A 25,913-nucleotide genomic window follows, 5' to 3' on the forward strand; every position below is an offset into this window, starting at 1 on the left:
CGGCGGCTGCTCCCGGTCCGCGAGGCGTTCCCGCAGCGGGGCCGCGCGGCGGCGCGCGTCGCGGACCGTCAGCGGCAGCGGGGACCAGCCGGCGAAGCGGCCCAGGTCCACCACCGGCGGGAACACGGGGGAGACGGCCATGACCTCCGCCGGGGTGCCGAGCAGCGGGGGCTCGCCCGGGGCGGGGAGCATGGCGACCTGGTCGGCGTACTGGATGACGCGTTCCAGGCGGTGCTCGGCCATGAGGACCGTCGTGCCCAGGTCGTGGACGAGGCGCTGGAGGACGGCCAGGACCTCCTCGGCCGCCGCGGGGTCGAGGGCGGAGGTCGGTTCGTCGAGGACCAGGACCCGGGGGTGCGGGGTGAGGACCGAGCCGATGGCGACGCGCTGCTGCTGGCCGCCGGAGAGGGTGGAGATGGGGCGGTCGCGCAGATCGGCGAGGCCCAGAAGGTCCAGGGTCTCCTCCACGCGGCGGCGCATCACGTCCGGCGCCAGGCCCAACGACTCCATGCCGTAGGCGAGTTCGTCCTCGACCGTGTCCGTGACGAAGTGGGAGAGCGGGTCCTGCCCCACCGTCCCTACGACATCCGCGAGTTCGCGGGGCTTGTGGGTGCGGGTGTCGCGGCCGGCGACCGTGACCCTGCCGTGCAGGGTGCCGCCGGTGAAGTGCGGGACCAGTCCGCTCACCGCGCCCAGCACCGTCGACTTGCCGACGCCGGACGGGCCGACGAGCAGGACCAGTTCGCCCTCGGGGACCTCGAAGTCGACGTCGCGGACGGTGGGTTCGCTCGCGCCGTCGTACGTCACCGACACGTTCTCGAAGCGGATCACGACGGCTCCTTGGCAGCGGAGGCGGAGGCGGGGGCGGGGGTGATGAAGGCGGGGAGCAGGCCGAGCAGCACAGCCGCCGCGGGCCACACCGGGAGCGTGGGGGCGACGAGCGGGATCACGCCGGGGTGCAGCGCCGCCGGGTCGCGGGCCGCGGCGAGCGCCAGCAGGGCCGCTACGGCGACACCGGAGCCGGTGACCAGCCAGGCGCGGGCGTCCCAGCGGTCCGGGCGGTAGCGCGTACGCAGGGAACGCCGGCCGCCGAGCCACAGACCCGCGAGGGCGGCGGCGAGACCGGCGAGGAGCACCGGGATGCCGTACGTGGCCCCAGCGGCGGTGAGCAGACCGTACGTTCCCGCGCAGACGCCGAGCAGGCCGCCGAGGGTGAGGGCGGCGGTGGTCCGGCGTACGGCGGGCGGGACCTGGGCGGTACGGCCGTAACCCCGGGCGTCCATCGCGGCGGCGAGCGCGACGGAGCGCTCCAGGGCGCCCTCCAGGACGGGCAGGCCGACGTGCAGCAGGCCCCGGATGCCGTTGTCCGGGCGGCCGCGCAGGCGGCGGGCGGCGCGCAGGCGCTGGACGTCGGCGATGAGGTTCGGGGCGAAGGTGAGCGCCACGACCACCGCCACGCCCATCTCGTACAGCGCGCCCGGAAGGGACTTGAGGAGGCGGGAGGGATTGGCGAGGGCGTTCGCTGCGCCGACGCAGATGAGGAGGGTGGCGAGTTTCAGGCCGTCGTACAGCGCGTACGTGAGGCCCTCGGCGGTGACCCTTCCGCCGAGGCGGATGCCCTGCGCCCAGTCGGGGAGGGGGACTTCGGGGAGGGTGAGGATCACCTGCGTGCCGGGGATCGGGGAGCCGAGGACGATCGCGAAGAGGAGGCGGATGAGGAGCACGGCGAGGGCGAGCTTGACGAAGGCGCCGTAGGAGCGGGCCCAGGGGGCGTCGGGGCGGCGGGTGGCCACGACGTACGCCGAGACGGTGATGAGGAGGGTGAGGAGGAGGGGGTTGGTGGTGCGGGTGGCTGCGGTGCCGAGGGAGAGGGACCAGAGCCACCAGGCGCCGGGGTGGAGGGGGCGAGGTCGGCTGCGGGGGGTGGGTGTGCTTGCCTGCGCCGGCAGGGTGCCTCCCCCGCGGCTACGGCCATTAACGGGCATGCCTGCGGCGTGCTTGCCAGAAGGCTGCTGCTGCCAGGAGTACGACCGCTCCGATTCCCGCGATCAGGCCCACCGACGGGCCGCTGCCCGAAGCGGGCTTCTCCTTCTCCGGGGTCTGCTTCGTGTCGTCCGCCGACACCTGCTCCCCGCAGCCCTTCTCCGGGTAGCCCGCGATCGCGCACAGCAGGGCGTTGGTGTTGTAGCGCAGGGGCTTGGCGACGGATGCCAGCGCGTCGGCCGTTGTCGCGTTCTCCGGGATCTGTGCGCAGGCCGTGCGGTTCGCCGGTGGACGTTCGCCCGACGGGGCGTCGGCTGCGGTGCCGAAGTCGAGGACCAGGGCCACGCGCTTCGTGCCGTCCTTCGCCGGGGTCTTCGCGCAGATCGTGGCGAAGTCGGCGGTGCCGCGCGGCTTCGCCGCGTCCGCGGAGTTCTCGCTGACGGAGAAGCGGAAGCCCTGGACGTCGCCGTCGTAGGGGCGGGCGGTGGACGGGCCCTGCGTGGCGTACGTCCACTGCTCGCCGTCGCGCTCCCAGAACGACCAGTAGCGGTAACCGGCGGCCTGCGCCTGGCCCGCTCCCGCCAGCAGGGGCAGGAGCGCGGCCAGGAACAGCACGAGGGCCCGGCGGATCACGGCTGCTGCTTCTTCCTGCGGCCGCTGAACAGGAAGCCGATGCCGATACCGGCGATCAGGCACACACCGACGTACCACCAGACGCCGAAGCCGGAGTCCGAGTCGGAGTCGGATTCGGTGGCCGTGTCGCTCGCCTTGTCCTTGGGCTTCTCGGCCTCCCCGGCCGGGCCCGTCGCCGTCAGCTGCTTCACCAGGTCCGCCCCGCCGAAGTCGCGGGGGTCCGCGCCGGTCGCGTGGGCGGCGAGGATCAGCTGGGCGTAGGCGGCGGGGCCGCTCTGGGCCGCCCAGTCGGCGGAGTTCTTCTCCAGCCAGGCCAGGGACTTCTTCGCCGGTTCCGTCGCGCCCTGCGCGGCGAGCGCGATCACCGCGTCGGCGGTGTTGCCGTGGTCGGGCTGCTCGGAGCCGCCCAGCGCGGAGACGAGGTGACCGTCCTTCGCCAGCACGTCGGTGAGGTAGGCGGCGCCGTTCGCGGCGGCCTGCTCGGGGGTGTCGGCCTTCTTGCAGGAAGCCTCGGCCGTACCCGACTTGGCGGGCTCGACGACCAGGCCCTTGCCGAGCGAGCCGAGCACGCCCGCCGCGGTGGCGTCGCCGTTGGCGACGAGCTTGCCCTTCTTGTCGGGCTGGAAGGCGAACGCGCCCGCGCCGTCGCCCTTACAGGGCAGCGCCAGCTTCAGCAGGGCGTCGTAGGGGGACTTGCCGTCCTTCGTCACCTCGGCCGGCTTCTCGCCCGCGGCGGCCAGCGCGCCGATGACGACGGACGTGGAGTTGGTGTCGCTGGCGCCGCCCTTCGCGTAGCCCCAGCCGCCGTCCTCGTTCTGGACGGACTTGAGCCAGGCGACGGCCTTGTCGGTCACCGCGTCGTGGCCGCCGAGGGCGGTGAGGGCCTGGACGGCGGCGGAGGTCTGGTTGGTGTCGACCATCGTCTTCGCGTCGCACGCCTTCGTGGTGTCGGCGCGGTACGGGGCGAAGGAGCCGTCGGCGCACTGCTGGCCGACCAGCCAGTCGACGGCGGCCTTCGGCGGCTCGACGCCGGCGGTGTCCTGGGCGAGCAGGGCGAGCGACTGGCGCCAGACGCCGTCGTACTGCGGGTCGCTGTCGCCGTAGGGCAGGGCCTTCGACGGCTGGGGGGACGGGGACGAGTCGGCGGCGGCCGGGGCGGCGGCGCCGATCACGGCGACGGCGGCCAGGACCGCTGCGCTGCGGCGGACGTTCATGATCGGCGGGTGCCTCTCTCCCTTGGTACCGGCTGGGTGCCGGTGCAGGGAGCCGGGCGGCAGGGGGCGACCCCGGCGGCTCGGCTCCGTATACCTCGACGGTGCCGTGCACCGGCGGACTGCCGGGCACGTGAGCCGGTCACGATCCGTCCGGGGCAGTCCGGCTCACCGGTCCGGCCGTTCGGCCGGAGACGGTTCACGGTTGCGGGTCAGCGCCGGAATTGCACCGGCTTCCCCCCGTACGGCGTGATGACGACGCCGCCACTTTACCCGCACGTAGGGAAAGCGCCGGGTGGGGTGGCTCACCTCACGCGGCTCCCCGGCTCCCGCCCCGCCTCACACCGCCACGTACGTCACCGGGTCGCTGCCCGGCACCGCCTCCGCGCGCCCCAGCTTCACCAGTCGGCGCAGATGGGACTCCGCCTCCGAGACGGCGATGGTGCGGGAGGAGTGGGGGATGGCCGGCCAGGGGCGGTTCCAGGTCATGCGTTCCGCCAGCTGCCAGGGGGTGAGCGGGGTGGTGAGGAGGGCCAGGAGGCCGGTGAGGCGGGCGGCGTGGTGGGCGAGGAGGTCGGCGACGCGGGCGGGGGCGTCGGTGAAGGGGTGCTGGTGGGCGGGGAGGATCTCGGCGGGGGCCAGGCGTCCGACGCGTTCCAGGGAGTCGAGGTAGTCGCCGAGGGGGTCGGTGAGGGTGGTGTCGTCGGGGTCCTCGTAGAGGCCGATGTGCGGGGTGATGCCGGGGAGCAGGTGGTCGCCCGAGAAGAGGCGGCCGTTGCCCGGGAGGCGGCCGGGGTGTTCCTCGTCCAGGTGCAGGCAGACGTGGCCGGGGGTGTGGCCCGGGGTCCACACGGCGCGCAGACGGCGGCCGGGCAGGTCGAGGAGTTCGCCGGGGACGATCTCGCGGTCGGGGAGGGCGGGGGTGAGTCCGGGAAGCGTCCGGTGGCCAGGAGCCTTGCGCAGCGGGGCCACGTGGGACTCGGGTGCGCCCGCGGCGGTGAGTTTGCCGGCCATGTAGGAGAACCAGCGCTCGGGCGGGGCCTCGCGGGTGCGGCGGACGACGGCGGTGTCCGCCGGGTGCATCGCGATCCAGGCGCCGGAGGACTCGCGGACCCTGCCGGACAGGCCGTGGTGATCGGGGTGGTGATGGGTGACGACCACGCCGTGGATCTCGGCGACCGAGGTGCCGCGGGCGGTCAGGCCCTCGGTGAGGGTCGTCCAGGAGGCCGGGTCGTCCCAGCCGGTGTCGATCAGGATAGGCCCCGCGTCGGTGTCGAGGACGTGGACCAAGGTGTGGCCGAGGGGGTTGTCCGGGATGGGGACGCGGATCGAACGGACGCCGCCGCCATGGTCGTACGCCTGCGCCATGGGCTCCCCCCATCGTCGCCGGGTTCCGGCCAGGCCACTATAACTAGAACGCGTTTCGACGGTAGCCCGGGACGACTTTCCCGTGCCCGGCCGGGCCGCGACCCGTGGACTGTGGTGACCGGAACTGGTATCAGTGCCTGTATCTGATGGATCGTCAGGGACTGTCGGAGACGCGGCTCCCGGGGAGGCGGTCGGCCATGACCGAGCTCGTGGAACACGGACAGTTGTTCATCGGCGGGGAGTTGACCGACCCCCTGGGGCGCGAGGTCATCGAGGTGATCTCCCCGCACACGGAGGAGGTCATCGGGCGGGTCCCGCACGCGTCCGCCGGGGATGTGGACCGGGCGGTGGCGGTGGCGCGGAAGGCGTTCGACGAGGGGCCCTGGCCGCGGACGAGCCCCAAGGAGCGCATCGAGGTCGTCAGCCGCATCAAGGACGGGATCGCGGCGCGGCACGAGGAGATCGCCCGCGTCATCTCCTCCGAGAACGGGTCGCCGTACTCCTGGAGCGTGCTGGCGCAGGCGCTGGGCGCGGTGATGGTGTGGGACGCGGCGATCACGGTCGCACGGGGCTTCGCGTACGAGGAGACGCGGGACGGTGTGCTGGGGCGGGTCCTGGTGCGGCGGGAGCCGGTCGGGGTCGTCGCCGCCGTCATCCCGTGGAACGTCCCGCAGTTCGTGGCCGCCGCGAAGCTCGCGCCCGCGCTGCTCACCGGCTGCACGGTGGTGCTCAAGCCGTCGCCCGAAGCGCCCCTGGACGCCTACTTGCTGGGCGAGATCGCGCGTGAGGCGGGGCTGCCGGAAGGCGTGTTGTCGATCCTGCCCGCCGACCGCGAGGTCAGCGAGTACCTGGTCGGGCATCCCGGCGTCGACAAGGTGGCGTTCACCGGGTCCGTCGCGGCGGGCCGGCGGGTGATGGAGGTGGCCGCGCGGAATCTGACCCGGGTGACGCTGGAGCTGGGCGGCAAGTCGGCGGCCGTGGTGCTGCCGGACGCGGAGGTCGAGCCGGCGGTCGCCGGGATCGTGCCGGCGGCCTGGATGAACAACGGGCAGGCGTGCGTGGCCCAGACCCGTGTCCTGCTGCCCCGCTCCCGCTACGACGAGTTCGCCGACGCCCTCGCGGCGGCGGCGAGCGCGCTGGTGGTCGGCGACCCGCTGGACCCGGCGACCCAGGTGGGCCCGCTGATGGCCCAGCGCCAGCAGCGCCGGAACCTCGACTACATCCGCATCGGCCAGGAGGAGGGCGCCAAGATCCTCACGGGCGGCGGACGCCCTCGCGAACTGGACCGCGGCTGGTACGTGGAGCCCACCCTCTTCGGAGACGTCGACAACAGCATGCGCATCGCCCGCGAGGAGATCTTCGGCCCGGTGATCTGCCTCCTGCCCTACGACGACGAGTCCGACGCGCTGAGGATCGCCAACGACTCGGACTACGGCCTCAGCGGCAGCGTCTGGACCGCCGACACCGATCACGGCATCGAGGTCGCCCGCCGCATCCGCACCGGCACCTACTCGGTCAACACCTTCAGCCTCGACATGCTCGCCCCGTTCGGCGGCTACAAGAACTCGGGGATCGGCAGGGAGTTCGGCCCCGAGGGCTACGGCGAGTACCTGGAACACAAGACGATCCACCTGCCGCCGACGTGGGAGGGCTGAGGACGATGGGGGACCGCTGGCACGTAGAGGTCGACCGCTCCCTGTGCATCGGCTCAGCCACCTGCCTCCACCACGCCCCCCACGCCTTCCACCTCGACCCCGCCCGCCAGTCCCACCCCATCACGGCCCACACCGACGCGGACGAACACATCCTCACCGCGGCCGAGAACTGCCCCGTCGAGGCCATCGTCATCACCCTGCTCGACACCGGGGAGCCGGTGTTCCCGCCCGAGGAGTAGCGCTGTCGGCGGGCCGGGATGCCCTCCTGCGGATTTCGCCGGAACGCGAGCAGGGGTGGGGAAGAACGGCATGGACAAGGCCGAGGCCAGAGAGTGCATCAAGCAGGCGCGCGCGGCGTGGGACGCCGAGGACTGGCTGCGCGCGGCCGAGCAGTTCGAGCGGGTGCTCGCCCACTACCCGGACGCGAAGCCGAGCGCGGTGTGGTGGTACGACGCCGCGCTCGCCCACAAGTTCCTGCGCAACTGGGCCAAGGCGTACGAACTCGGCCGTGAGGCCGTCGCCCGCGCCCCGCGCGGCGAGGGCGACCCCGCCTACTGGAACCTGGGCATCGCGGCCACCGTCCAGCGTGACTGGGCCACGGCCCGGGACGCCTGGCGCGGCTTCGGTATCGACATCCCCGAGGGGGAAGGGCCGATCGAGACGGGGTTCGGTGTCGCCTGCGTGCGGCTCGACACCGGCGGGCAGCGCGAGGTCGTCTGGATCGAGCGGCTCTGTCCCACGCGGGGGCGGGTGGTCAACGTCCCCCTCAGCGAGGGGCGGCGGTACGGCGAGATCGTCCTGCACGACGGGGAGCCGAACGGGGAGCGGGTCGTCGATGGGGGGACGTACCCGGTCTTCGACGAGCTGATGCTCTTCGAGGCGTCCCCGCTGCCCACGCTGGAGGTGACCGTGAGCGCCGGCGAGGCGGCCGATCTGGAGGCGCTGGTCGCGGCGTTCGCCGAGGCCGGGTTCGGGGCGGAGCCCGCGAGCGCCGTCCGCATGCTGTGCGCCTGCTGCAGCGAGGGCACCCACCGGCAGGAGCGCACGGTGCAGGCGGGCGCCCAGCGGGTGTCCCTGGCTGCACCGGAGGCCGAGGCACGGCTGCTGCTGGAGCGGTGGGCCGGACAGAACACCGCCGCGCGGGGGTGGAGCGGGCTGGCGGTGATCGGCTGAGCGCGGAGGAGCGAAGCCCCGGCCCGCACCCGTCGGCGAGGGTGCGGGCCGGGCGGGGGTGGGGGTCAGGAGGCGGTGCAGGCGCTCAGTTGTGGGGGCGTGGTCGTGCCGTTGCGTTGGGCGGTGAAGCCGAAGGTCGTGGAGGCGCCGGGCTGGAGGGTGCCGTTGTGGGTGGAGCGGACCGTCATGATGTTTGCCGGTGGTGTCCCAGGTGGCGGCGCCGTTCCAGACGGCCACGATTTTTTGCGGGGGTGTCATCGTGACCTTCACGCTCCACGCGGTGATCGGTGAACTGCCCGCCGTGATGGTCACCTTGCCGTTGTAGCCGCTGCCCCAGTCCTCCGCCGTGCTGTAGGTGGCGGTGCAGGTCGTGCCCGGGGTGCCGGGGCCGCCCGGGTCGGTGGAGCCGCCGAGGGCGTTCAGGACGGCGTGGTACGCGGGCTTCTTGTTGTAGTTGTCGTCGAAGAGGAGTGGTGTCCCGCTGGCCCGCCACGAGTACTTGTCCGGGATGCCCCACACCGTGATGCCGGTGCAGCGGGTCACCGCGAGGCAGGCCCGTACGACATTGCCGTAGTTGGTCGCCTGGGCCGTGCCCGAGCCCTCGATGTCCAGCTCGGTGATCTGCACCTCGACGCCGAGGTCGGCGAAGCGCTGGAGGTTGGCCTGGTAGTCGGCGGGGACCGGGGAGGCGCTGTTGAAGTGGGACTGGAAGCCCACGCAGTCGATCGGCACGCCACGGGACTTGAAGTCCCGGACCATGGCGTAGACGGCATTGCTCTTCGCGTTGACGCCGTCGGTGTTGTAGTCGTTGTAGCAGAGCTTGGCGTTCGGGTCGGCCGCCCGGGCCGTGCGGAACGCCTCCTCGATGAAGCCGTCGCCGAGCTTGTCCTGGAACGGCGAGCTGCGCCGGGCGCCGCTGCCGCCGTCCTGGAACGCCTCGTTGACCACGTCCCAGGAGTGGATCTTGCCCTTGTAGTGGGTCATCACCTGGGTGATGTGGTTGTTCATCGCCGCGCGCAGATCCGTCGCGCCGAGGCCGGAGACCCAGCTCGGCAGCTGGGAGTGCCAGACGAGCGTGTGGCCGCGGACCTTCATGCCGCGGCCGAGCGCGTGGTTCACGATCTGGTCGGCCGCGCCGAAGGTGAACGAGTTGCGGGTGCGCTCCACCGCGTCCCACTTCATCTCGTTCTCCGGGGTCACCGAGGTGAACTCGGTGTTGAGCGTGGCCGCGTACTGCGCCTCGCCGAGGTGGTTGGCCGCGACCGCCGCGCCGAAGTAGCGGCCCTTCTCGGCCGCTGCCGCGCCCAGCGTGTCGGCGGCGTGGGCGGAGCTCTGGGGGAGGGCGGCGAGCGCGGTGAGGGTGAGCAGGGCGGTGGCGGCGGTGCGTAAGGCGGTCATGCTCATGTCATCACTTCTCGAAAGTTTCGCTTTCATTTCCGAACGGATGCGCTGACGATACGAACGACGGCAGGGGCGGTCAACCGTTCGCGCACAGACGCGCACGCGGGCGTGGAGAGGAGGCGAACCGCGAAACTTTCGCTACGGCTGACGCTCGCGGCCCTCGCCCGTCAGGTCGATCAACCGGCACACCGTCTCGATGTCGATCTTCACCTGCGCGATCGAGGCCCGCCCCGAGAGCCAGGTGATCAGCGCCGAGTGCCAGGTGTGCTCGATGACCCGGACCGCGGAGAGCTGGTCCGGGCTGGGGTCGGTCAGGCCCATCGCGTCCAGGATGATCGCCGTGGTCTGGCGCGAGACCTGGTCGACCTCCGGGCTCACGCTGCGGTCGGCGAAGGTCAGGGCGCGCACCATCGCGTCGGCCAGATGCGGCTCGCGCTGCAGCGCCCGGAACGCCCGCATCAGCGTCTCCGCGACCCGCTCGGCGGCCGTCTCGCCCGCCGGCGGCTTCTTCCGCAGCGTGCCGTGCATGTGCTCCAGCTGGTCCTGCATCGTCGCCACCAGCAGATGGATCTTGGACGGGAAGTAGCGGTACAAAGTGCCGAGCGCGACCTGGGACGACTCCGCGACCTCGCGCATCTGCACCGCGTCGAACCCGCCCCGGCTGGCCAGCTGGGCGGTCGCGTGCAGGATGCGGCGCCGGCGCGCCTCCTGCCGCTCGGTGAGCGGCGAGGCCGGAGCGGTTCGCGTGGTGCCGGCTTCCGTCTTTGCCACCTTGTCCACCTTGCCCGTCCCGCCTGCTGTGCCCGTCTTGCCCGCGCCGGTCCACCCGGGCGCGGGCCCGCTTCGTGACCGTCGGTGAGGGCGAGTGATCAGACAGCATGGCACGCCGTCCGCCGTGGCGTGAATCACCTGATCCACTGCTCACAGCGCCCCTACCTGCCGGTAGATTCGGGTTCTCTGAACGATCAACTCTGAAACTTGTTCTAGATTAGCGTCCCGTCGTAGTCTCGCGGGACAGTGCAGGGAGAAGGGGGCCCAGGGTGACCGCTGAGGCCAGTCAGGCCGGGCCCCTCGAGGGCGGCCCCGCCGCCGACGGCTTGCGACCGCTGCGCATCGCACTCCTCACCTACAAGGGAAACCCGTTCTGCGGCGGACAGGGCGTCTACGTACGTCATCTCTCCCGCGAACTCGCCCGCCTGGGACACCGCGTCGAGGTCATCGGCGCCCAGCCCTATCCCGTCCTCGACGTCCTCGACGAGGGCGACGACCGGCTGAGCCTCACCGAGCTGCCCAGCCTCGACCTCTACCGCCAGCCCGACCCCTTCCGCACCCCGAAGCGGGACGAGTACCGCGACTGGATCGACGCCCTCGAGGTCGGCACCATGTGGACCGGCGGCTTCCCCGAGCCGCTCACCTTCTCGCTGCGCGCCCGCCGCCATCTGCGCGCCCGCCGCGGCGACTTCGACGTCGTCCACGACAACCAGACCCTCGGCTACGGCCTCCTCGGCGACCTCGGCGCGCCCCTGGTCACCACCATCCACCACCCCATCACGGTCGACCGGCAGCTGGAGCTGGACGCCGCCGAGACCTGGCAGCGGCGCTACTCGGTGCGCCGCTGGTACGCCTTCACCCGCATGCAGAAGCGGGTCGCGCGCCGGCTGCCGTCCGTGCTCACCGTCTCCGGCACCTCCCGCCAGGAGATCGTCGACCACCTCGGCGTACGGCAGGACCGGATCCACGTCGTCCATATCGGCGCGGACACCGACCTGTTCGCGCCGGATCCGTCCGTGCCGGTCGTACCGGGCCGGATCGTGACCACCTCCAGCGCGGACGTGCCGCTGAAGGGCCTCGTGTTCCTCGTCGAGGCACTGGCGAAGGTACGGGTCGAGCACCCCGGCGCCCATCTCGTCGTCGTCGGCAAGCGGCCCACCGAGGGGCCGGTCGCGCAGGCCATCGAGCGGTACGGGCTCGAGGGCGCCGTCGAGTTCGTCAAGGGCATCTCCGACGCCGAACTGGTCGACCTGGTGCGCTCGGCGCAGGTCGCGTGCGTGCCGTCGCTGTACGAGGGCTTCTCGCTGCCCGCCGCCGAGGCCATGGCCACCGGCACCCCGCTGCTCGCCACGACCGGCGGCGCGATCCCCGAGGTCGCCGGACGCGACGGCGAGACGTGTCTGGCCGTACCGCCCGGCGACGCGGGGGCGCTGGCCGCCGGGCTGAACCGGCTGCTCGGCGACGAGGAGCTGAGACGGCGCCTGGGCGCGGCCGGCCGTGAGCGGGTGCTGCGGCACTTCACGTGGGCGCGGGCCGCGGAGGGCACGGTGGCCCGCTACCGCGAGGCGATCGCCGGACTGCCGCCCGGCCGCCCCGTGAGCCCCGCCGTGACACCCGCCCCCATGACCACCCCCGTGGAAGTGACCGCCCCTTCTCACCCCGAAAGCAGGGCCACGTGCTGACCGTCGACTTCTCCCGGTTCCCGCTCGCCCCCGGCGACCGTGTCCTGGACCTCGGTTGCGGAGCCGGCCGGCACGCGTTCGAGTGCTACCGGCGCGGTGCGCGCGTCGTGGCGCTCGACCAGAACGGGGACGAGATCCGCGAGGTCGCCAAGTGGTTCGCGGCGATGAAGGAGGCCGGCGAGGCGCCCGAGGGTGCCAGCGCCACCGCCCTGGAGGGCGACGCGCTCGCCCTGCCCTTCCCGGACGAGTCCTTCGACGTCGTGATCATCTCCGAGGTGATGGAGCACATCCCCGACGACAAGGGCGTCCTCGCGGAGATGGTCCGCGTCCTCAAGCCCGGCGGCCGCATCGCCGTCACCGTGCCGCGGTACGGTCCCGAGAAGGTGTGCTGGGCGCTGTCCGACGCGTACCACGAGGTCGAGGGCGGCCACATCCGCATCTACAAGGCGGACGAGCTGCTGGCGAAGATGCGCGAGGCCGGCCTGAAGCCCTACGGCACCCATCACGCGCACGCGCTGCACTCGCCGTACTGGTGGCTGAAGTGCGCGTTCGGCGTGGACAACGACAAGGCGCTGCCGGTGCGGGCGTACCACAAGCTGCTGGTCTGGGACATCATGAAGAAGCCGCTGGCGACCCGGGTCGCCGAGCAGGCGCTCAACCCGCTGATCGGCAAGAGCTTCGTGGCGTACGCGACCAAGCCGCACCTGCCGCCGGTGGACGCCGCGTGACCACTCCCCGGACGGAACACCTGGTCCTGCCCGGGGTGCTGACCGCCCGGCAGGCCGCCGCGACCGTGCGCGGCATCCTCGGCGTGCAGCGGGCGGACGGCGCCATCCCGTGGTTCCGGGGTCACCACCTCGACCCCTGGGACCATGTCGAGGCCGCGATGGCACTCGACGCGGCCGGCGAGCACGAGGCCGCCGAGCGGGCGTACCTGTGGCTGGCCCGGCACCAGCAGCCGGACGGCTCCTGGTTCGCCGCCTACGCCGACGGCGACCCCTGCGACATCACCGACCGGGGACGGGAGACCAACTTCGTCGCCTACATCGCCGTAGGGGTGTGGCACCACTACCTCTCCACCGGCGACGACACGTTCCTCGACCGCATGTGGCCCGCCCTGTACGCGGCGGTGGAGTTCGTGCTGCGGCTCCAGCAGCCCGGCGGGCAGATCGGCTGGCGGCGCGACGACGACGGCACACCCACCGCGGACGCGCTGCTCACCGGCTCCTCCTCCATCCACCACGCGCTGCGCTGCGCGCTGGCCGTCGCCGAGCAGCGCGAAGAACCGCAGCCCGACTGGGAGCTGGCGGCGGGCGCGCTGCGGCACGCGATACGGCGCCACCCGGAGCGGTTCCTGGACAAGGACCGCTACTCGATGGACTGGTACTACCCGGTGCTGGGCGGCGCGCTCACCGGCGCGGAGGCCAAGGCGCGCATCGAGGAGGGCTGGGACCGCTTCGTCGTCCCCGGCCTCGGGGTGCGCTGCGTGGTCCCCAACCCGTGGGTGACCGGCGGCGAGTCGGCCGAACTCGCCCTGGCCCTGTGGGCGATGGGCGAGTCCGACCGCGCGCTGGAGATCCTCCAGTCCATCCAGCACCTGCGCGACCCGGAGACGGGCCTGTACTGGACGGGCTACGTCTTCGACGACGACGCCATCTGGCCGCGCGAGCTGACGACTTGGACCGCCGGCTCGCTGCTCCTGGCGGTCGCCGCCCTCGGCGGCCACGAGGCCACCTGTGCCGTCTTCGGGGGCGACCACCTGCCGAGGGGCCTGGACCCGGACTGTTGCGCCGAGATCTGAGCGACCGGGGCGTCCGCGCTGCGGCTCAGTGGCGGCGCAGGCGGTTGGCGATGGCGTGGCCGACGAAGAGGTAGACGACGGCGGCCAGTCCGTAGCCGGCGACCACACGCGCCCATGCCTCGTCGAAGGTGAACAGGTCACGGGACCAACCGGCCAGCCAGTTGGCCGCGTCATGGACGAACTGCACCAGGTCGTTGGCGCGGTTGGCGTCCAGCAAGTACATCAGAATCCAGAGTCCGAGGATGACGGCCATGATGTCCGCGATCACCGCGACGACCGTCCCTGCGGAGTTGCCAGTGCGATATCGAGGGGACATGCTTTCCGTCTGGCCCCGAAAGGGCGTTTGAAACCCGGAGCGCAGGCTATGAACGGCCCGCGCCGCCGTCCGCCGTCCCGCCGCCTCCGGTGGAGATGCCGCCGCGCGGTCGGGGCTCGGAGAAGGGCGGCGTGTCCTGGCGGCACGTCGTTCCGGCCGGCGGGAGGGTGCCGTCGACGAGGTAGCGGCTCTCGTACTCGGCGACGCAGCTGCTGGGGTTGAGCAGTGCGGTGTGCCCGTGCCCGCTGTGGGTGAGCAGGCGGGCGTCGGCCAGTTCCCGGGTCATCGCCTTCGCGGCCGCGTACGGAGTGGAGGGGTCGACGGTGGTGCCGACCACCAGGATGGGATGCGCGGTCGGCTTGTTCCACGGTCCGCGATACGGGTTGGCGGCGACTCCCGGCCAGTGGGTGCACGCCGCGGTGGCCCACGTCCAGTGACGTCCGGCGTCTCCCGCACGGGCGGCGCTGGCCCGCTCCAGCTCCTGGTAGACGGCGGGGTCGCGTGGATGGGGGCTGTCGCCGCAGAACACCGCACTGGCCTGTTCCTCGCCCAGGTACGGATTCGGATTCGGGACCGGTGGTGCGGGCGGGAACGGGGTGGGCTCCGGGGTGCGGCCCTGCCACAGGTCCTGCAGCCTGCGGGCGAGGTCCGTCCATCCGGGGTGGACGACGTAGAGGCCGTTCACCATGTCGTCGACCGTACGGGCGTAGGTCCACTCGCCCACGGGACGCTCCCGGAGGCGCTTCATCAGCCGGTCGTACTTCTCCTGGGTCGCTTCCGGGCTGCCGGCGGAGAAGGCGCAGCGGGCGGTGGGGGCGGACCCGCACAGGGCCAGGAACTGGTCCACCGTTTCCCCCGCGGCACGGTCCGCGCCCAGGCGCAGCATGGCCGTGGACCCGGGGGCCTCGTCGGACCCGTGGTTCGTCCAGGCCTGCGGGTCCCAGTCGCTGTCGAGGACCATGGCGCGGACCTTGCCGGGGAAGAGGTTGGCGTAGGTGGCGCCCAGGAACGTGCCGTAGGAGATGCCGTAGTACGTGAGCTGCTCGTCGCCCACCGCCTGCCGGAGCAGGTCGAGGTCGCGAGCGGTGTCGGCCGTCGACACGTGGCGCAGGAGTTCGGGGTCACTCTGCTCACAGCGCCGGCCCAGCTCCTCGTACGCAGCGAAGAAGGCCGTCCGCTCCTGCTCCCCCACCGGGAAGCCCGCCGGTTTGCTCGCGGCCCAGGCCGCGGCTTCCTCCGGGCTGGAGAAGCAGTTCACCGCGGTGCTGTTGCCGATCCCGCGGGGGTCCCAGCTGACGATGTCGAACCGCTCCCGCACCTCGCGCGGGAAGGACTCGTAGTTCCACGGCATCTGCACGGTGCCGGGCCCGCCGGGGCCGCCGGGGTTGAAGAGCAGGGTGCCGATGCGCCGTCCGGGGCCTGTCGCCTTCCGTTTGACGACGGCCAGTTCGATGGTGCGGCCGCGGGGGTTGTGGTAGTCCAGCGGCACCTCGGCGGTCGCGCAGTCGAACGGGCTGCCCGGGACACAGGGTCTGAAGTCCAGCTTCGGGGCGGGCACCGCGGGCACGGGCGTATCGCCGCCGGCGGCGGCAGGGTTGGGCCCGATCAGCGCCGTCGAGCAGGCGACGACCGCGGCGACGGCAGCGGCGCGACGCCGACGGCCTGCTGCCGTTCGAGATATGTGCATGCCTTGTCCTTTCACGGCTGGGCACGACGCCCTCTTCCGTCGGACGTCGGCAGCATCCGCGTCAACGACACCGCGGGCCGGCCAGACGCGCGAGCCGACCGCAGCCGAACGGGAACCCGCCGTCGACCCCGCGTGAGACACAGCCGCTCCGGCCCGTTCGGCGATCGGAAAACGGGCCCGTGCGGGCTCTGGCGCGCCTCCCCGGCCGGGGCTAGCGTCCTCGTCAGGTGCCAGGCCGGGCGCACGGGAGGTCTTCATGGCGGGTGAAGAGCGGGCGAAAGCGCCGTGGCTGCCGCCGCGCTGGTTCATCCGCCTCGCGTGGTACGTGCACCGGGCCGCGTACCGCGTGCTCGGCGCCCGCATCGCGCTGTGGCGGCCGCGTCCCGGGAAGTGGGGCACGGTCCGGCTGACCACGACCGGGCGCCGCACCGGCCGGCCGCGCAGCGTCGTCGTCGGATACGTCGAGGACGGCCCGAACCTGGTGACCCTGGCCATGAACGGGTGGGGTGCGGGCGAGCCCGCCTGGTGGCTCAACCTCCAGGCCCTGTCGTCAAATCCCCGTCGTCCGCCCGGAGGGCGGGCCTGGCGGCGGCGTGGGGGCACCTCCCGCCCGAGCCGTGCGAAGCGCGGTTCGAGGGTGGGGGAGCGTGCTCTCGGCGTGCCGGGCGTCGACCGGCGTACTGGTTGTACGTGGTCGGCGCCCGGTGCGGCGAGTGGGGGCACCTCCCACGCCCTTAAGGCAGTGGGGGAGCGTGCATGGCGTCGCCAGGCAGACGGGGATTTGACGAGGCCTAGGCCCACCCGGACGCGGTCGTCGACTCGGTCGACGGACCCAGGCCGGTTCGGGGGCGCGCCGCGGTGGGCGAGGAGCGGTCACGGCTGTGGGCCCGCTGGCGTGAGATCGACACGAACCTCGACGCCTTCGCGAAACTGAGGCCGTCCGAGACGGCGGTGGTCGTGCTGGAGCCCCGCGGGGACGTCTGACGCGCCCCGCCCTCCCACCGGCTAGGAGTTGAGTTCCGCCAGGACGCGCAGGGTCACCGGGTCCGGGGAGAGGGCGAGCAGGTCCGTGACCGGGCCCGCGCGCCACAACTCCAGCCGCTCGGCGATGCGTTCCCGCGGGCCGACCAGGGAGATCTCGTCGGCGAAGGCGTCCGGCACGGCCCGTACCGCCTCCTCCCGGCGCCCGGACAGGAACAGCTCCTGCACCCGGCGGGCCTCCTCCTCGTACCCCATGCGGGCCATGAGGCCGGCGTGGAAGTTGCGGGCCGCGTGGCCCATGCCGCCGATGTAGAAGCCGAGCATGGCCTTCACCGGGAGCAGGCCCTCGGTGACGTCGTCGCAGACCCGCACCTGGGCCATGGCGGCGACCGTGAAGCCCTCGGGGAGGGCGTCGAGGGCGGGGCCGTACGCCTGGGGGCGGGTGGGGGACCAGTACAGCGGGAGCCAGCCGTCGGCGATACGGGTCGTCTGCTCGACGTTCCTCGGGCCCTCCGCGCCGAGCAGGATCGGCAGGCCGGGGCGCAGCGGGTGGGTGATCGGCCTGAGGGGTTTGCCGAGGCCGGTCGCGTCCGGGCCGCGGTACGGGTGGGCGTGGAAGCGGCCGGCGAGTTCGACGGGCGCCTCGCGGCGCAGCACCTGCCGTACGACCTCGACGTACTCGCGGGTCGCGGTCAGCGGGGACGCCGGGAACGGACGGCCGTACCAGCCCTCGACGACCTGCGGCCCGGACAGGCCGAGGCCCAGCATCACGCGGCCGCCGGAGAGATGGTCGAGGGTGAGGGCGTGCATCGCGGTGGTGGTCGGCGGACGCGCGGCCATCTGGGCGACCGCCGTGCCGAGCCGGATGCGTGAGGTGTGCGCGGCGATCCAGGTGAGCGGGGTGAACGCGTCCGAGCCCCAGGACTCCGCCGTCCACACCGAGTCGTATCCGAGCCGCTCCGCCTCCTGGGCGAGCGGCAGATGGCCGGGGGAGGGGCCGCGGCCCCAGTAGCCGAGCGCGAGACCGAGCCGCATGAGGCCTGCCTCCTGACGGTGCGTCAGCGACGGTGGGCGCGTCGACTGTACGGCAACGGCCCCCCGCCCGGAAGGACGAGGGGCCGTGAACGCCACGACGGTTCAGATCAGCCGCGCTGGATGCCCGAGGTGTCCTGGAGCACGCCGCGACGGCCGTCCTGCGTCTGGGCGACGAGCGCCTGGCCGCGCTGCTCGACCGCCAGGTACCAGGTACCGGGGGCGAGTTCGGCGATCGGCGTCGGCGAGCCGTCCTCCGGGAACAGCGGCCGGGGCACCGGCACGGCGAACCAGAACGGCGAGAAGTCACCGGCGGGCTGCTGCGCCGGCTGCCCCTGCTGAGGCTGGCCGCCCGGGAAGGGCTGCTGCCCGGCGGGACCCGGCTGCCCCGGCTGCGGCTGACCACCGTAGGGCGCCTGCTGGGCACCGGGGTAGCCGTAACCACCGGGCGGCTGGGCGCCGTACGGCTGCGGGCCGGCGGGGCGGGGGGCCGGGAGGAGGGTGCCCTTGAGGGCGGGGACCAGGGGGGTGGCGACGGCGGCGGCGGCCATCACGAGGGTGGCGATGAGGGCGAGGATGAGGCCGGTGCCGGCGCCGATCCGGTCGCCGAGTCCGCTGCCGTCGTTGTCGAAGCCGCCCAGCGGATCGAAGATGTTGCCGAGCGCGCACCAGGCGGCGAAGACCGTGAACGCGATGCCGAACTGACCGAGGTCCAGACCCGCGACCTTCTTGGGCTGCGGCAGCGCCCGGGCCACCACGATGAGCGCGGCGCCGATGATGCCCGCCAGGACGACACCGAGCACGACCGGCCCGCTGCCCCAGAGGCTGGGGATGTCGGCGTCGTCCACGCCGTCGAACGAGTAGATGTCGAGGAACGACGCGATGAACAGCAACACCGCTGCTCCGATCACCACGCCGTCGCCTCGAGTGAGGGAGCGGATATTCACTTCAGGTCCTTCGTAGGTCGTCTCGTCGTCGGTAGAGGCGTCGCTGTCACCATGTCGCCCTCGGGCCCGGGTGCGAAGCGCGGGGGTGGCCCCTCATCATGGGGACGACACTATCGTCCGCACGATCAGGCTGTCCGCCGGGACCAGTGCCCCGAACTGCTACCCGCGCAGAAAACTCACGATTCCGTCGGAAATCCCTTGCGCCGCTTTCTGCCGCCAGGCACCGCTGGTCAGCTGTGCCGCGTCCTTGCTATCGCGCATGTTGCCGCACTCGATGAACACCTTGGGAACCGTTGACAGATTGAGACCGCCCAGGTCCTTCCGCGTGACGAGACCGGTGCCGCCGCCGACGTAGTTGGAGGGGGCGCTGCCGGTGGCGCGGACGAAATTCCCGGCGATGCGCTCGCCGAGGTCGCGGGAGGGTTCGACGATGGCCCGGGTGTCGGCGGCACCCGCGTTCACGGCGCCGGGCAGGATCACATGAAATCCGCGATTGCCTGCCCCGGAACCGTCGGCGTGGAGGGACACCACGGCGTCCGCCTTCGCCTTGTTGCCGATCCGCGCCCGCTCGTCGACGCACGGCCCGAACGGCCGGTCGGCGTCCTGCGTGAGCTTCACGGTGGCACCCTGCGCCTCGAGCAGCGCCCGCATCCGGTGGGCGACGTCGAGCGTGAACTCGGCCTCGGTGTAACCGCCGTTGGTGGACGTGCCGGTGGTGTCGCACTCCTTGCGGTTGGTCCCGATGTCCACCTGGCGGTTGATCTCGGCGGTGTGCCGGAAGTTCCCCGGATTGTGCCCGGGGTCGATGACCACGACCTTGCCCTTGAGGGGCCCGGAGGCGGGCGGCGCGGAGGCGGAGGGGGCCCCGGAGGTGGCGGACGCGCTGGGCTTGGTGCCGCTGGGCTCGGGCGAGGCCTTCGCGGAGGACGGCGCACGAGACGACGACGACACCGACGCGGACGCCCCGGCCGACGCACCCTCCTTCGGATCGTCGCCCCCCGACCCCCCGCCGACCACGGCATACACCGCCCACCCGAGCAACGCCCCCGGCACCAGCGCGGCCAGCGCAACGGTCAACGGCCCTCGCCGGGAACGCCGAGGCGGGGGAGGATCGAAGTCAGGGCCCGTGTACGACACCCAGCCACCCTAGCGGCTGCCGCCGTGCGAGTTCGGCTCCCCGGGCGCACGCTGAATCCATGAACGGCAACGATGCCTCAGGCCCATGGGGGCGGCCGGAACAGCTCCCGCCGTGGGGACCACAACCTCCCTCTGAGCCCCGTAAGCGACGTTCGGTGAGAAGTGTCCTCACTCATACGGCAGCCGTCGTCCTCGGACTCGTCATCGGCGGTGTCATCGGCTCGAGCGCCGCGAGCGACCCGGACGGCGGTGCTTCACCGTCGGCAGCGGCCACGGTCACGGAGACCGTCACCGAGTCTCCGCCCGAAGCCGGCTCCGGCACGGCCGACGCCTCGGAGGAGGAGGCCGCCCCCGACCGGACCGAGGCTTCCCGGGGATCCGCCGACGAGATACCCGGCGACGGTACATTCGTCGTCGGCGAGGACATCGAGCCGGGAACGTACCGCACCAGCGGTCCGGACGACGCGGCCATCCCGAGCTGCTACTGGGCACGCCTCAGCGGGACTTCGGGCGAACTCGACGAGATCATCGCCAACGGCAACACCGAGGGACCGACGACCGTCACGATCTCCGCGAGCGACGAGGCGTTCCAGACCAGCGGGTGTGAGCCCTGGAAGAAAGCGGGCTGAGCCTGCCGGTCAGATACCCGGCCCCGTCCGGCGCAGCACCCGCAGGGAGTTCGTCGCCGAGACGTCCGTGAACGCGCCCGAGGCCAGGGCTCGGAGGTAGATGCGGTAGGGGGCCTGGCCGGTGAACTCGTCCGCCGGGTCGGGGAAGACGTCGTGGATGAGCAGGAGGCCGCCTTCGGCGACGTGGGGGGCCCAGCCCTCGTAGTCGGCGGTGGCGTGTTCGTCGGTGTGGCCGCCGTCGATGAAGACCAGGGCCAGGGGGGAGGACCAGAGGGACGCGATCCGCGGGGAGCGGCCGATCAGGGCCACCACGTGGTCCTCCAGGCCCGCGTTGTGCAGCGTGCGGCGGAAGGTGGGGAGGGTGTCCATCACGCCGAGTTCGGGGTCGACCGTCTCCGGGTCGTGATAGTCCCAGCCGGGCTGCTGCTCCTCGCTGCCGCGGTGATGGTCCACCGTCAGCGCAGTGACACCGGCCGCCCGGGCCGCGTCGGCCAGCAGGATCGTCGAGCGGCCGCAGTACGTGCCGACCTCCAGCAGCGGCAGTCCCAGACCGCCCGCCTCCCTCGCCGCCGCGTACAGCGCGAGGCCCTCGTCCACGGGCATGAAGCCCTTCGCCGTCTCGAACGCGGTGAGGACGGAAGGGGCGGGTGCGGTCGGCATGGGGCCCTCTTGCGAGGTCGTACGGGTGTCCACGGGGGTCATGCTGCCCTACGGCGGGTCCCGCCCGGCGACCGGGTAGGCCGAGGCCTGCCGCATTGCGGTCGGCCGCGCCCGTCGACCGGGTCGTACCGAGACCGTGGCGCCCAACAGCGGGCCCCCGCCCGGCGACCGGGTCGTACCGAGACCGTGGCGCCCTACAGCGGGCCCCGCCCGGCGACCGGGTCAGGCCGAGACCTTGCCGGCCGGCCGCGACGCGCGCTCCACGTGCGCCTCCTCCTCGCTGCTCGCCCGCAGCTGCCCACCGGTCGCCGGGCGCCCGCCGGGCAGGAACAGGGCGAGCAGCAGGCCCACGGCCACCGCTCCCGTCGCGATCAGGAAGGACACGCGGAAGCCGTGCAGGGACGGCACTTCCGCCCCTCCCATCGTGTTCGCCGTCCCCGCCAGCACCATGCCGATGACGGCGCTCGACACCGACGTACCGATGGACCGCATCAGCGTGTTCAGCCCGTTCGCCGCGCCCGTCTCCGACGCCGGGACCGCGCCGATGATCAGCGCCGGCAGCGAGGAGTACGCGAGGCCGATCCCGGCGCCCAGGACGACCGAGGTCACCACGGTCTGCCAGGCGGCGCTCATCAGGCCGAGGCCGCCGCCGTAGCCCGCCGCGATGATCAGCAGGCCGAGGATGAGGGTGGTCTTCGGGCCGTACCGGGCCGAGAGGCGGGCGTACACAGGGGCCGTGAACATCATCGTCAGGCCCAGCGGTGCCACGCACAGACCGGCGACGACCATCGACTGGCCTAGTCCGTAGCCGGTCGCGGTGGGCAGCTGGAGCAGCTGGGGCAGGACGAGGGAGACGACGAAGAAGGAGACACCGACCATGATCGACGCGAGGTTGGTGAGGAGCACCTCGCGGCGGGCCGTGGTGCGCAGGTCCACGAGCGGGGCCGGCACGCGCAGCTCCATCAGGCCCCACAGGAGCAGGACCACCGCCGCCGCACCGAACAGGGTCAGGGTCGTGGCGGAGCTCCAGCCCCAGTCGCTGCCCTTGGTGATCGGCAGCAGGAACAGCACCAGCCCGGCGGACAGTCCCAGCGCGCCCGGGAGGTCGAAGGTGCCCCTGGCCCGCTCCGGGGACTCGGGGACGACGAGGAGGATCAGCGCGACCGCGAGGACGCCGAGACCGGCGGCGCCGAAGTAGAGGGCGTGCCAGTCGGCGTGCTGGGCGACCAGCGCGGCGGCGGGCAGGGCGAGGCCGCCGCCGACGCCGATGGAGGAGCTCATCAGGCCCATCGCCGAGCCCAGCCGCTCGCGCGGCAGCAGGTCCCGCATCAGGCCGATGCCGAGGGGGATCGCGCCCATCGCGAAGCCCTGGAGCGTACGGCCGGCGATCATCAGGAGCAGATCACTGGTGAACGCGCTGACCAGCGCGCCCACCACCATCACCGCGAGGCTGGTCACCAGCATGCGCCGCTTGCCGTACAGGTCGCCGAGCCGCCCCATGATCGGGGTGGCGACGGCCCCGGACAGCAGGGTCGAGGTCAGGACCCAGGTGGCGTCGGCGGGCGAGGTGTCCAGCAGGCGCGGCAGGTCCTTGATGACGGGCACCAGCAGCGTCTGCATCACCGCGACCACGATCCCCGCGAAGGCCAGCAGCGGCACCACGGCACCGCTCACCGCGCGTACGTCGTGAGGGGCGGCGGAGTCCGTCGTCGTTCGGGTCATGGCACCGGGAACCTGTCTGCTCAGGCAACTATTCCGTTGCTTTGGGACTCTAACGATTTCTTGACCATCCCTTGACGGAGGGGTGGGCGGCGATTGAGAGCATGGCGCTCATGCTCGAAGCTCCCGGCGCGACCACCTCGCCCTCCCGACGCGGCACGCCTCCCCCCTGGCTGGTGGTGACCCTCGCCTGCGCCGGCCAGTTCCTCGTCGTCCTCGACATCTCCGTGGTCAACGTCGCCCTGCCGTCGATACGCACCGCCCTCGGGCTGGACGAGCAGGGCCTGCAGTGGGTGGTCAACGCGTACGCGATCGCCTTCGCCGGGTTCATGCTGCTCGGCGGGCGGGCCGGGGACCTCTACGGGCGCAAGCGGATGTTCCTCGTCGGGCTCGGGCTGTTCACGGCGGCCCGTCCAACTGCACCACCTGATGCCCGAACTCCCCCGCCCCGGTCCGTACCCCCCGATGCACGCCACCGTCGATCACGAGCCCGGCGCCGAGCCCCGTCCCGAGATGCAGATAGGCGAAGGACCCGCCCCGCCCGCGGACCCCGACGGCACTCGCGGCATCCTGGACGGTCTCGGTAAGGCCGAGACCCGAGCCACGCTCATCGCCCTCGGTACCCCCGTCACCAGGACCGCGGCCCTCAGGCCGCTCGACACCCTCCACGCCCGCAGCACCCTTAGCGCCTCCGCCGCCCTCGACGCTCCCCACGCCCCCAGCACCCTTAGCGCCTCCGCCGCCCTCGGCACCCCCGACGCTCCCCGCCCCTTTGACCGCCAACCCCAACGCCGCGGCATTCGTGTCCTTGTCGACGACGACCGCCACCCCCAGCCGCCCCGCCAACGCATCCCGCAACGGAAAGCCGTCCCACTCGGGGAACCCGGTCACCCGGTGCAGCACCCCCCGCCGGTGATCCAGCGGCCCGGGCAGCGCGACCCCGACCCCGAGCAGGGAGCGGACCTCGGCCGCCGCCCCGTCCTCCCGGCGTACTGCGTCGACCGCCCGTTCCTCCCGGCGTACTGCGTCGACCGCCCGTGCCACGCGCCCGAGCACCGCCTCCGCGCCCGCCCCCAGATCCAGCGGAGCCCTCTGCTCCGCCACCACCGTCCCGTTCAGGTCCACGAGCACCGCCCGCAGTTCGTCCCGGTCCAGATGCACGCCCACCGCGTGCCCCGCCTCGGGGACCAGGCGCAGGACGGTGCGCGGCTTGCCGCCCGTGGACGCCCGGCGCCCCGCCTCCGCCGCGAGTCCGTCCTCCCGCAGCCGAGCGGTGATCTTGCTGACCGCCTGCGGGGTGAGCCCGGTCCGCTCGGCGATCTCAAGCCGGCTGATGCCGCCCGCCCCGGCCGCACGCAGCAGATCGAGCACGAGTGCGCTGTTGTGACTGCGCAGGGCGAGCAGATTGACCCCCGCGCCGGCCGCCCGGCCCGCACCCACACTGCCACCACCGTTCGCCCTGTTCACACCTCCCATTGTCCCCCGCGCTTGCACTTTGGCAACAGCGTTGCGAAAGTGGACCTCATGACTGGCCCCACCACTGGCACTGGCACCCCTCTCCGCGTCGGCCTCATCGGCTACGGCCTCGCGGGCTCCGTCTTCCACGCCCCGCTGATCGCCGCCACCGAGGGCCTCGCCCTCGACACGGTGGTCACCTCGAACCCGGAGCGGCAGCAGCAGGCCCGCTCCGAGTACCCGGACGTCCGCATCGCCGCCACCCCCGACGAGCTGTTCGCACGCGCCGACGACGAGCTGGACCTGATCGTCATCGCCTCGCCGAACAAGACGCACGTCCCGCTCGCCACCGCCGCGCTGAAGGCCGGTCTGCCGGTCGTCGTAGACAAGCCCCTCGCAGGCACAGCCGCCGAAGCCCGCGAGCTGGCGGCGCTCGCCGACGAGCGCGGCCTGCTCCTCTCGGTCTTCCAGAACCGCCGCTGGGACAACGACTTCCTCACCCTCCGCAAGCTGATCGCCGACGGCGAGCTCGGCGACGTCTACCGCTTCGAGTCCCGCTTCGAACGCTGGCGCCCGCAGCTCAAGGGCGGCTGGCGGGAGTCCGGCGACCCGACCGAGATCGGCGGCCTGCTCTACGACCTCGGCAGCCATGTCGTCGACCAGGCGCTGGTCCTCTTCGGCCCGGTGACCGCCGTCTACGCCGAGGCGGACATCCGCCGCGAGGGCGCCGCGACCGACGACGACACCTTCATCGCGCTGACCCACGAGAGCGGCGTCCGCTCCCACCTCTACGTCTCCGCGACCACCGCCCAACTCGGCCCGCGCTTCCGCGTCCTGGGCTCGAAGGCGGGCTACGTCAAGTACGGCCTCGACCCGCAGGAGGCCGCCCTGCGCGACGGCCTGCGCCCCGGCGGTGGGGGCCAGTGGGGCGCCGAGCCGGAGGAGCTGTGGGGCCGCGTCGGCGCCGGGGAGTCCCCGGTGACCGGCGGCGGACGCCCCGAACCGACGCTCCCCGGCGACTACCCCGCCTACTATGCGGCTGTGGCGAAGGCCCTGGCGGCCGGCGGCCCCAACCCGGTGACCGCGCTGGAGGCGGCCGCCGCCCTGGACGTACTGGAGGCGGCCCGCCGTTCGGCCCTCGAGAAGGTGACGGTGACGCTGTGACGCACAACCCGGAGCTGACGCCGAAGTTCCACCCGGAGCTGACGCCGAGCGTGGAGGAGCTGGAGGCGCAGGAACGCCGCCTGGTCTTCCGGCAGTTCACCTACGACGACGCCTGGGCCCTCGGCTCCCTCCTGGTGGAGATGGCCCGCGAGCGCCAGGCGCCGGTCGCCATCGACATCCACCGCGCGGGCCAGCAGCTCTTCCACGCCGCCCTGCCGGGCTCCACGCCCGACAACGACGCGTGGATCGCCCGCAAGCGCCGGGTCGTCGAGCGCTACGGCTCCGCGTCCTACCTGGTCGGCGCCCGCCACCGCGCCAAGGGCACGACGTTCGAGGAGTCCTCCCGCCTCGACCCCGACACGTACGCGGCGCACGGCGGTTCGTTCCCGATCACGGTGGAGGGCGTGGGCGTCATCGGCGCGGTCACGGTCTCGGGCCTGCCGCAACTCCAGGACCACCGCTTCGTGGTGGAGGCACTGGAGCACTTCCTGGCGGAGCGCTGAGCTGC

Annotated in this window: 24 protein-coding genes, 3 pseudogenes and 1 riboswitch; of the genes and pseudogenes, 12 read left to right on the top strand and 15 right to left on the bottom strand. The window is 72.7% G+C overall.

Going from position 1 to position 25,913, the window contains the following annotated elements; all coding sequences use genetic code 11:
* From N4P33_RS03785 to N4P33_RS03805, 5 genes are all read right to left on the bottom strand, one after another.
* The coding region (locus N4P33_RS03785) for an ABC transporter ATP-binding protein (protein WP_260824717.1) at positions 1-831 on the bottom strand (831 nt) is incomplete at its 3' end.
* On the bottom strand, positions 828-1,985 hold the full coding sequence (locus N4P33_RS03790; RefSeq protein ID WP_260824718.1) for an energy-coupling factor transporter transmembrane component T: 1,158 nt from the start codon (positions 1,983-1,985) through the stop codon (positions 828-830). The genes N4P33_RS03785 and N4P33_RS03790, both read right to left, overlap by 4 nt.
* Positions 1,975-2,616, bottom strand: a complete 642-nt coding sequence (locus N4P33_RS03795; protein WP_260824719.1) for an SCO2322 family protein — start codon at positions 2,614-2,616, stop codon at positions 1,975-1,977. Before N4P33_RS03795 ends, N4P33_RS03790 begins: the two co-directional genes overlap by 11 nt.
* Complete coding sequence (locus N4P33_RS03800) at positions 2,613-3,830, bottom strand: prenyltransferase/squalene oxidase repeat-containing protein (RefSeq protein WP_260824720.1); 1,218 nt, start codon at positions 3,828-3,830, stop codon at positions 2,613-2,615. The genes N4P33_RS03795 and N4P33_RS03800 overlap by 4 nt, the downstream gene beginning before the upstream one ends.
* A gap of 153 nt (positions 3,831-3,983) precedes the next feature.
* Positions 3,984-4,067: riboswitch (cobalamin riboswitch) on the bottom strand.
* Between the two features lie 99 nt (positions 4,068-4,166).
* A complete protein-coding gene (locus N4P33_RS03805; protein WP_260824721.1) occupies positions 4,167-5,195 on the bottom strand; it encodes an MBL fold metallo-hydrolase in 1,029 nt (342 codons plus the stop codon).
* Positions 5,196-5,392: 197 nt separating this feature from the next.
* On the opposite strand from N4P33_RS03805, the gene N4P33_RS03810 reads away from it, so the two are divergent.
* The 3 genes from N4P33_RS03810 (at position 5,393) to N4P33_RS03820 (ending at position 8,023) form a co-directional block, all read left to right on the top strand.
* Positions 5,393-6,850, top strand: a complete 1,458-nt coding sequence (locus N4P33_RS03810) for an aldehyde dehydrogenase (protein WP_260824723.1) — start codon at positions 5,393-5,395, stop codon at positions 6,848-6,850.
* A gap of 5 nt (positions 6,851-6,855) precedes the next feature.
* On the top strand, positions 6,856-7,089 hold the full coding sequence (locus N4P33_RS03815; RefSeq protein WP_260824724.1) for a ferredoxin: 234 nt from the start codon (positions 6,856-6,858) through the stop codon (positions 7,087-7,089).
* A gap of 70 nt (positions 7,090-7,159) precedes the next feature.
* Positions 7,160-8,023 carry a tetratricopeptide repeat protein gene (locus N4P33_RS03820; protein ID WP_260824725.1) on the top strand — a complete coding sequence of 288 codons (864 nt, stop codon included), beginning with the start codon at positions 7,160-7,162 and terminating at the stop codon, positions 8,021-8,023.
* 65 nt (positions 8,024-8,088) lie between these two features.
* Here the strand turns inward: N4P33_RS03820 and N4P33_RS03825 are convergent.
* A pseudogene (locus N4P33_RS03825) lies at positions 8,089-9,427 on the bottom strand (endo-1,4-beta-xylanase).
* A 135-nt stretch (positions 9,428-9,562) separates the two neighbouring features.
* Positions 9,563-10,204: a TetR family transcriptional regulator gene (locus N4P33_RS03830; protein ID WP_260824726.1), complete on the bottom strand. Its 642-nt coding sequence runs from the start codon at positions 10,202-10,204 to the stop codon at positions 9,563-9,565.
* A 260-nt stretch (positions 10,205-10,464) separates the two neighbouring features.
* Here N4P33_RS03830 and N4P33_RS03835 point away from each other — a divergent pair, with 260 nt between their 5' ends.
* The 3 genes from N4P33_RS03835 to N4P33_RS03845 are packed head-to-tail and all read left to right on the top strand — an operon-like array spanning position 10,465 to position 13,678.
* On the top strand, positions 10,465-11,877 hold the full coding sequence (locus tag N4P33_RS03835) for a glycosyltransferase family 4 protein (protein WP_260824727.1): 1,413 nt from the start codon (positions 10,465-10,467) through the stop codon (positions 11,875-11,877).
* Positions 11,871-12,605 (top strand): class I SAM-dependent methyltransferase, encoded by a 735-nt coding sequence (locus N4P33_RS03840; RefSeq protein WP_260824728.1) that lies wholly within the window; start codon positions 11,871-11,873, stop codon positions 12,603-12,605. Before N4P33_RS03835 ends, N4P33_RS03840 begins: the two co-directional genes overlap by 7 nt.
* The gene (locus N4P33_RS03845) at positions 12,602-13,678 is read left to right on the top strand and encodes a prenyltransferase (protein ID WP_260824729.1); all 1,077 of its coding nucleotides are present in this window, start codon (positions 12,602-12,604) and stop codon (positions 13,676-13,678) included. The genes N4P33_RS03840 and N4P33_RS03845 overlap by 4 nt, the downstream gene beginning before the upstream one ends.
* A gap of 25 nt (positions 13,679-13,703) precedes the next feature.
* Here the strand turns inward: N4P33_RS03845 and N4P33_RS03850 are convergent, their stop codons facing one another.
* The gene (locus N4P33_RS03850) at positions 13,704-13,994 is read right to left on the bottom strand and encodes a hypothetical protein (protein WP_260824730.1); all 291 of its coding nucleotides are present in this window, start codon (positions 13,992-13,994) and stop codon (positions 13,704-13,706) included.
* A 46-nt stretch (positions 13,995-14,040) separates the two neighbouring features.
* Complete coding sequence (locus N4P33_RS03855; protein ID WP_260824731.1) at positions 14,041-15,681, bottom strand: alpha/beta hydrolase; 1,641 nt, start codon at positions 15,679-15,681, stop codon at positions 14,041-14,043.
* Between the two features lie 256 nt (positions 15,682-15,937).
* Here N4P33_RS03855 and N4P33_RS35635 point away from each other — a divergent pair.
* Both N4P33_RS35635 and N4P33_RS03860 read left to right on the top strand, forming a co-directional pair.
* Positions 15,938-16,213: pseudogene (locus tag N4P33_RS35635) on the top strand (nitroreductase/quinone reductase family protein); the annotation flags it as partial.
* A gap of 326 nt (positions 16,214-16,539) precedes the next feature.
* Positions 16,540-16,665 carry a hypothetical protein gene (locus tag N4P33_RS03860; protein ID WP_260824732.1) on the top strand — a complete coding sequence of 42 codons (126 nt, stop codon included), beginning with the start codon at positions 16,540-16,542 and terminating at the stop codon, positions 16,663-16,665.
* Between the two features lie 21 nt (positions 16,666-16,686).
* On the opposite strand, the gene N4P33_RS03865 is transcribed toward N4P33_RS03860, so the two are convergent.
* The 3 genes from N4P33_RS03865 to N4P33_RS03875 form a co-directional block, all read right to left on the bottom strand.
* Positions 16,687-17,697 (bottom strand): LLM class F420-dependent oxidoreductase, encoded by a 1,011-nt coding sequence (locus tag N4P33_RS03865; RefSeq protein ID WP_260824733.1) that lies wholly within the window; start codon positions 17,695-17,697, stop codon positions 16,687-16,689.
* A 107-nt stretch (positions 17,698-17,804) separates the two neighbouring features.
* A complete protein-coding gene (locus tag N4P33_RS03870) occupies positions 17,805-18,641 on the bottom strand; it encodes a DUF5336 domain-containing protein (protein ID WP_260824734.1) in 837 nt (278 codons plus the stop codon).
* Between the two features lie 159 nt (positions 18,642-18,800).
* A complete protein-coding gene (locus N4P33_RS03875; RefSeq protein WP_260824735.1) occupies positions 18,801-19,778 on the bottom strand; it encodes an N-acetylmuramoyl-L-alanine amidase in 978 nt (325 codons plus the stop codon).
* Between the two features lie 155 nt (positions 19,779-19,933).
* On the opposite strand from N4P33_RS03875, the gene N4P33_RS03880 reads away from it, so the two are divergent.
* A complete protein-coding gene (locus N4P33_RS03880) occupies positions 19,934-20,407 on the top strand; it encodes a hypothetical protein (protein ID WP_260824736.1) in 474 nt (157 codons plus the stop codon).
* A gap of 9 nt (positions 20,408-20,416) precedes the next feature.
* Here N4P33_RS03880 and N4P33_RS03885 read toward each other — a convergent pair whose 3' ends face one another.
* Positions 20,417-21,067, bottom strand: a complete 651-nt coding sequence (locus tag N4P33_RS03885) for a class I SAM-dependent methyltransferase (protein WP_260824737.1) — start codon at positions 21,065-21,067, stop codon at positions 20,417-20,419.
* 222 nt (positions 21,068-21,289) lie between these two features.
* Positions 21,290-22,789 (bottom strand): MFS transporter, encoded by a 1,500-nt coding sequence (locus N4P33_RS03890; RefSeq protein ID WP_260824738.1) that lies wholly within the window; start codon positions 22,787-22,789, stop codon positions 21,290-21,292.
* Between the two features lie 101 nt (positions 22,790-22,890).
* Between N4P33_RS03890 and N4P33_RS03895 the strand changes: the two are divergent.
* Positions 22,891-23,196: pseudogene (locus tag N4P33_RS03895) on the top strand (MFS transporter); the annotation flags it as partial.
* Here the strand turns inward: N4P33_RS03895 and N4P33_RS03900 are convergent.
* Positions 23,186-24,262, bottom strand: coding sequence for an ROK family protein (locus N4P33_RS03900; protein WP_399028429.1), 1,077 nt, complete (start codon positions 24,260-24,262; stop codon positions 23,186-23,188). The pseudogene N4P33_RS03895 and the gene N4P33_RS03900 sit on opposite strands and share 11 nt — an antisense overlap.
* Before the next feature lie 48 nt (positions 24,263-24,310).
* Here N4P33_RS03900 and N4P33_RS03905 point away from each other — a divergent pair, with 48 nt between their 5' ends.
* Positions 24,311-25,405, top strand: a complete 1,095-nt coding sequence (locus tag N4P33_RS03905; protein ID WP_260824739.1) for a Gfo/Idh/MocA family oxidoreductase — start codon at positions 24,311-24,313, stop codon at positions 25,403-25,405.
* Positions 25,402-25,908: a heme-degrading domain-containing protein gene (locus N4P33_RS03910; RefSeq protein WP_260824740.1), complete on the top strand. Its 507-nt coding sequence runs from the start codon at positions 25,402-25,404 to the stop codon at positions 25,906-25,908. Before N4P33_RS03905 ends, N4P33_RS03910 begins: the two co-directional genes overlap by 4 nt.
* The last annotated feature ends 5 nt before the right edge of the window (positions 25,909-25,913 follow it).

It is taken from the genome of Streptomyces sp. 15-116A (genome assembly GCF_025290915.1).
In the GTDB taxonomy this organism is placed as follows: Bacteria; Actinomycetota; Actinomycetes; order Streptomycetales; family Streptomycetaceae; genus Streptomyces.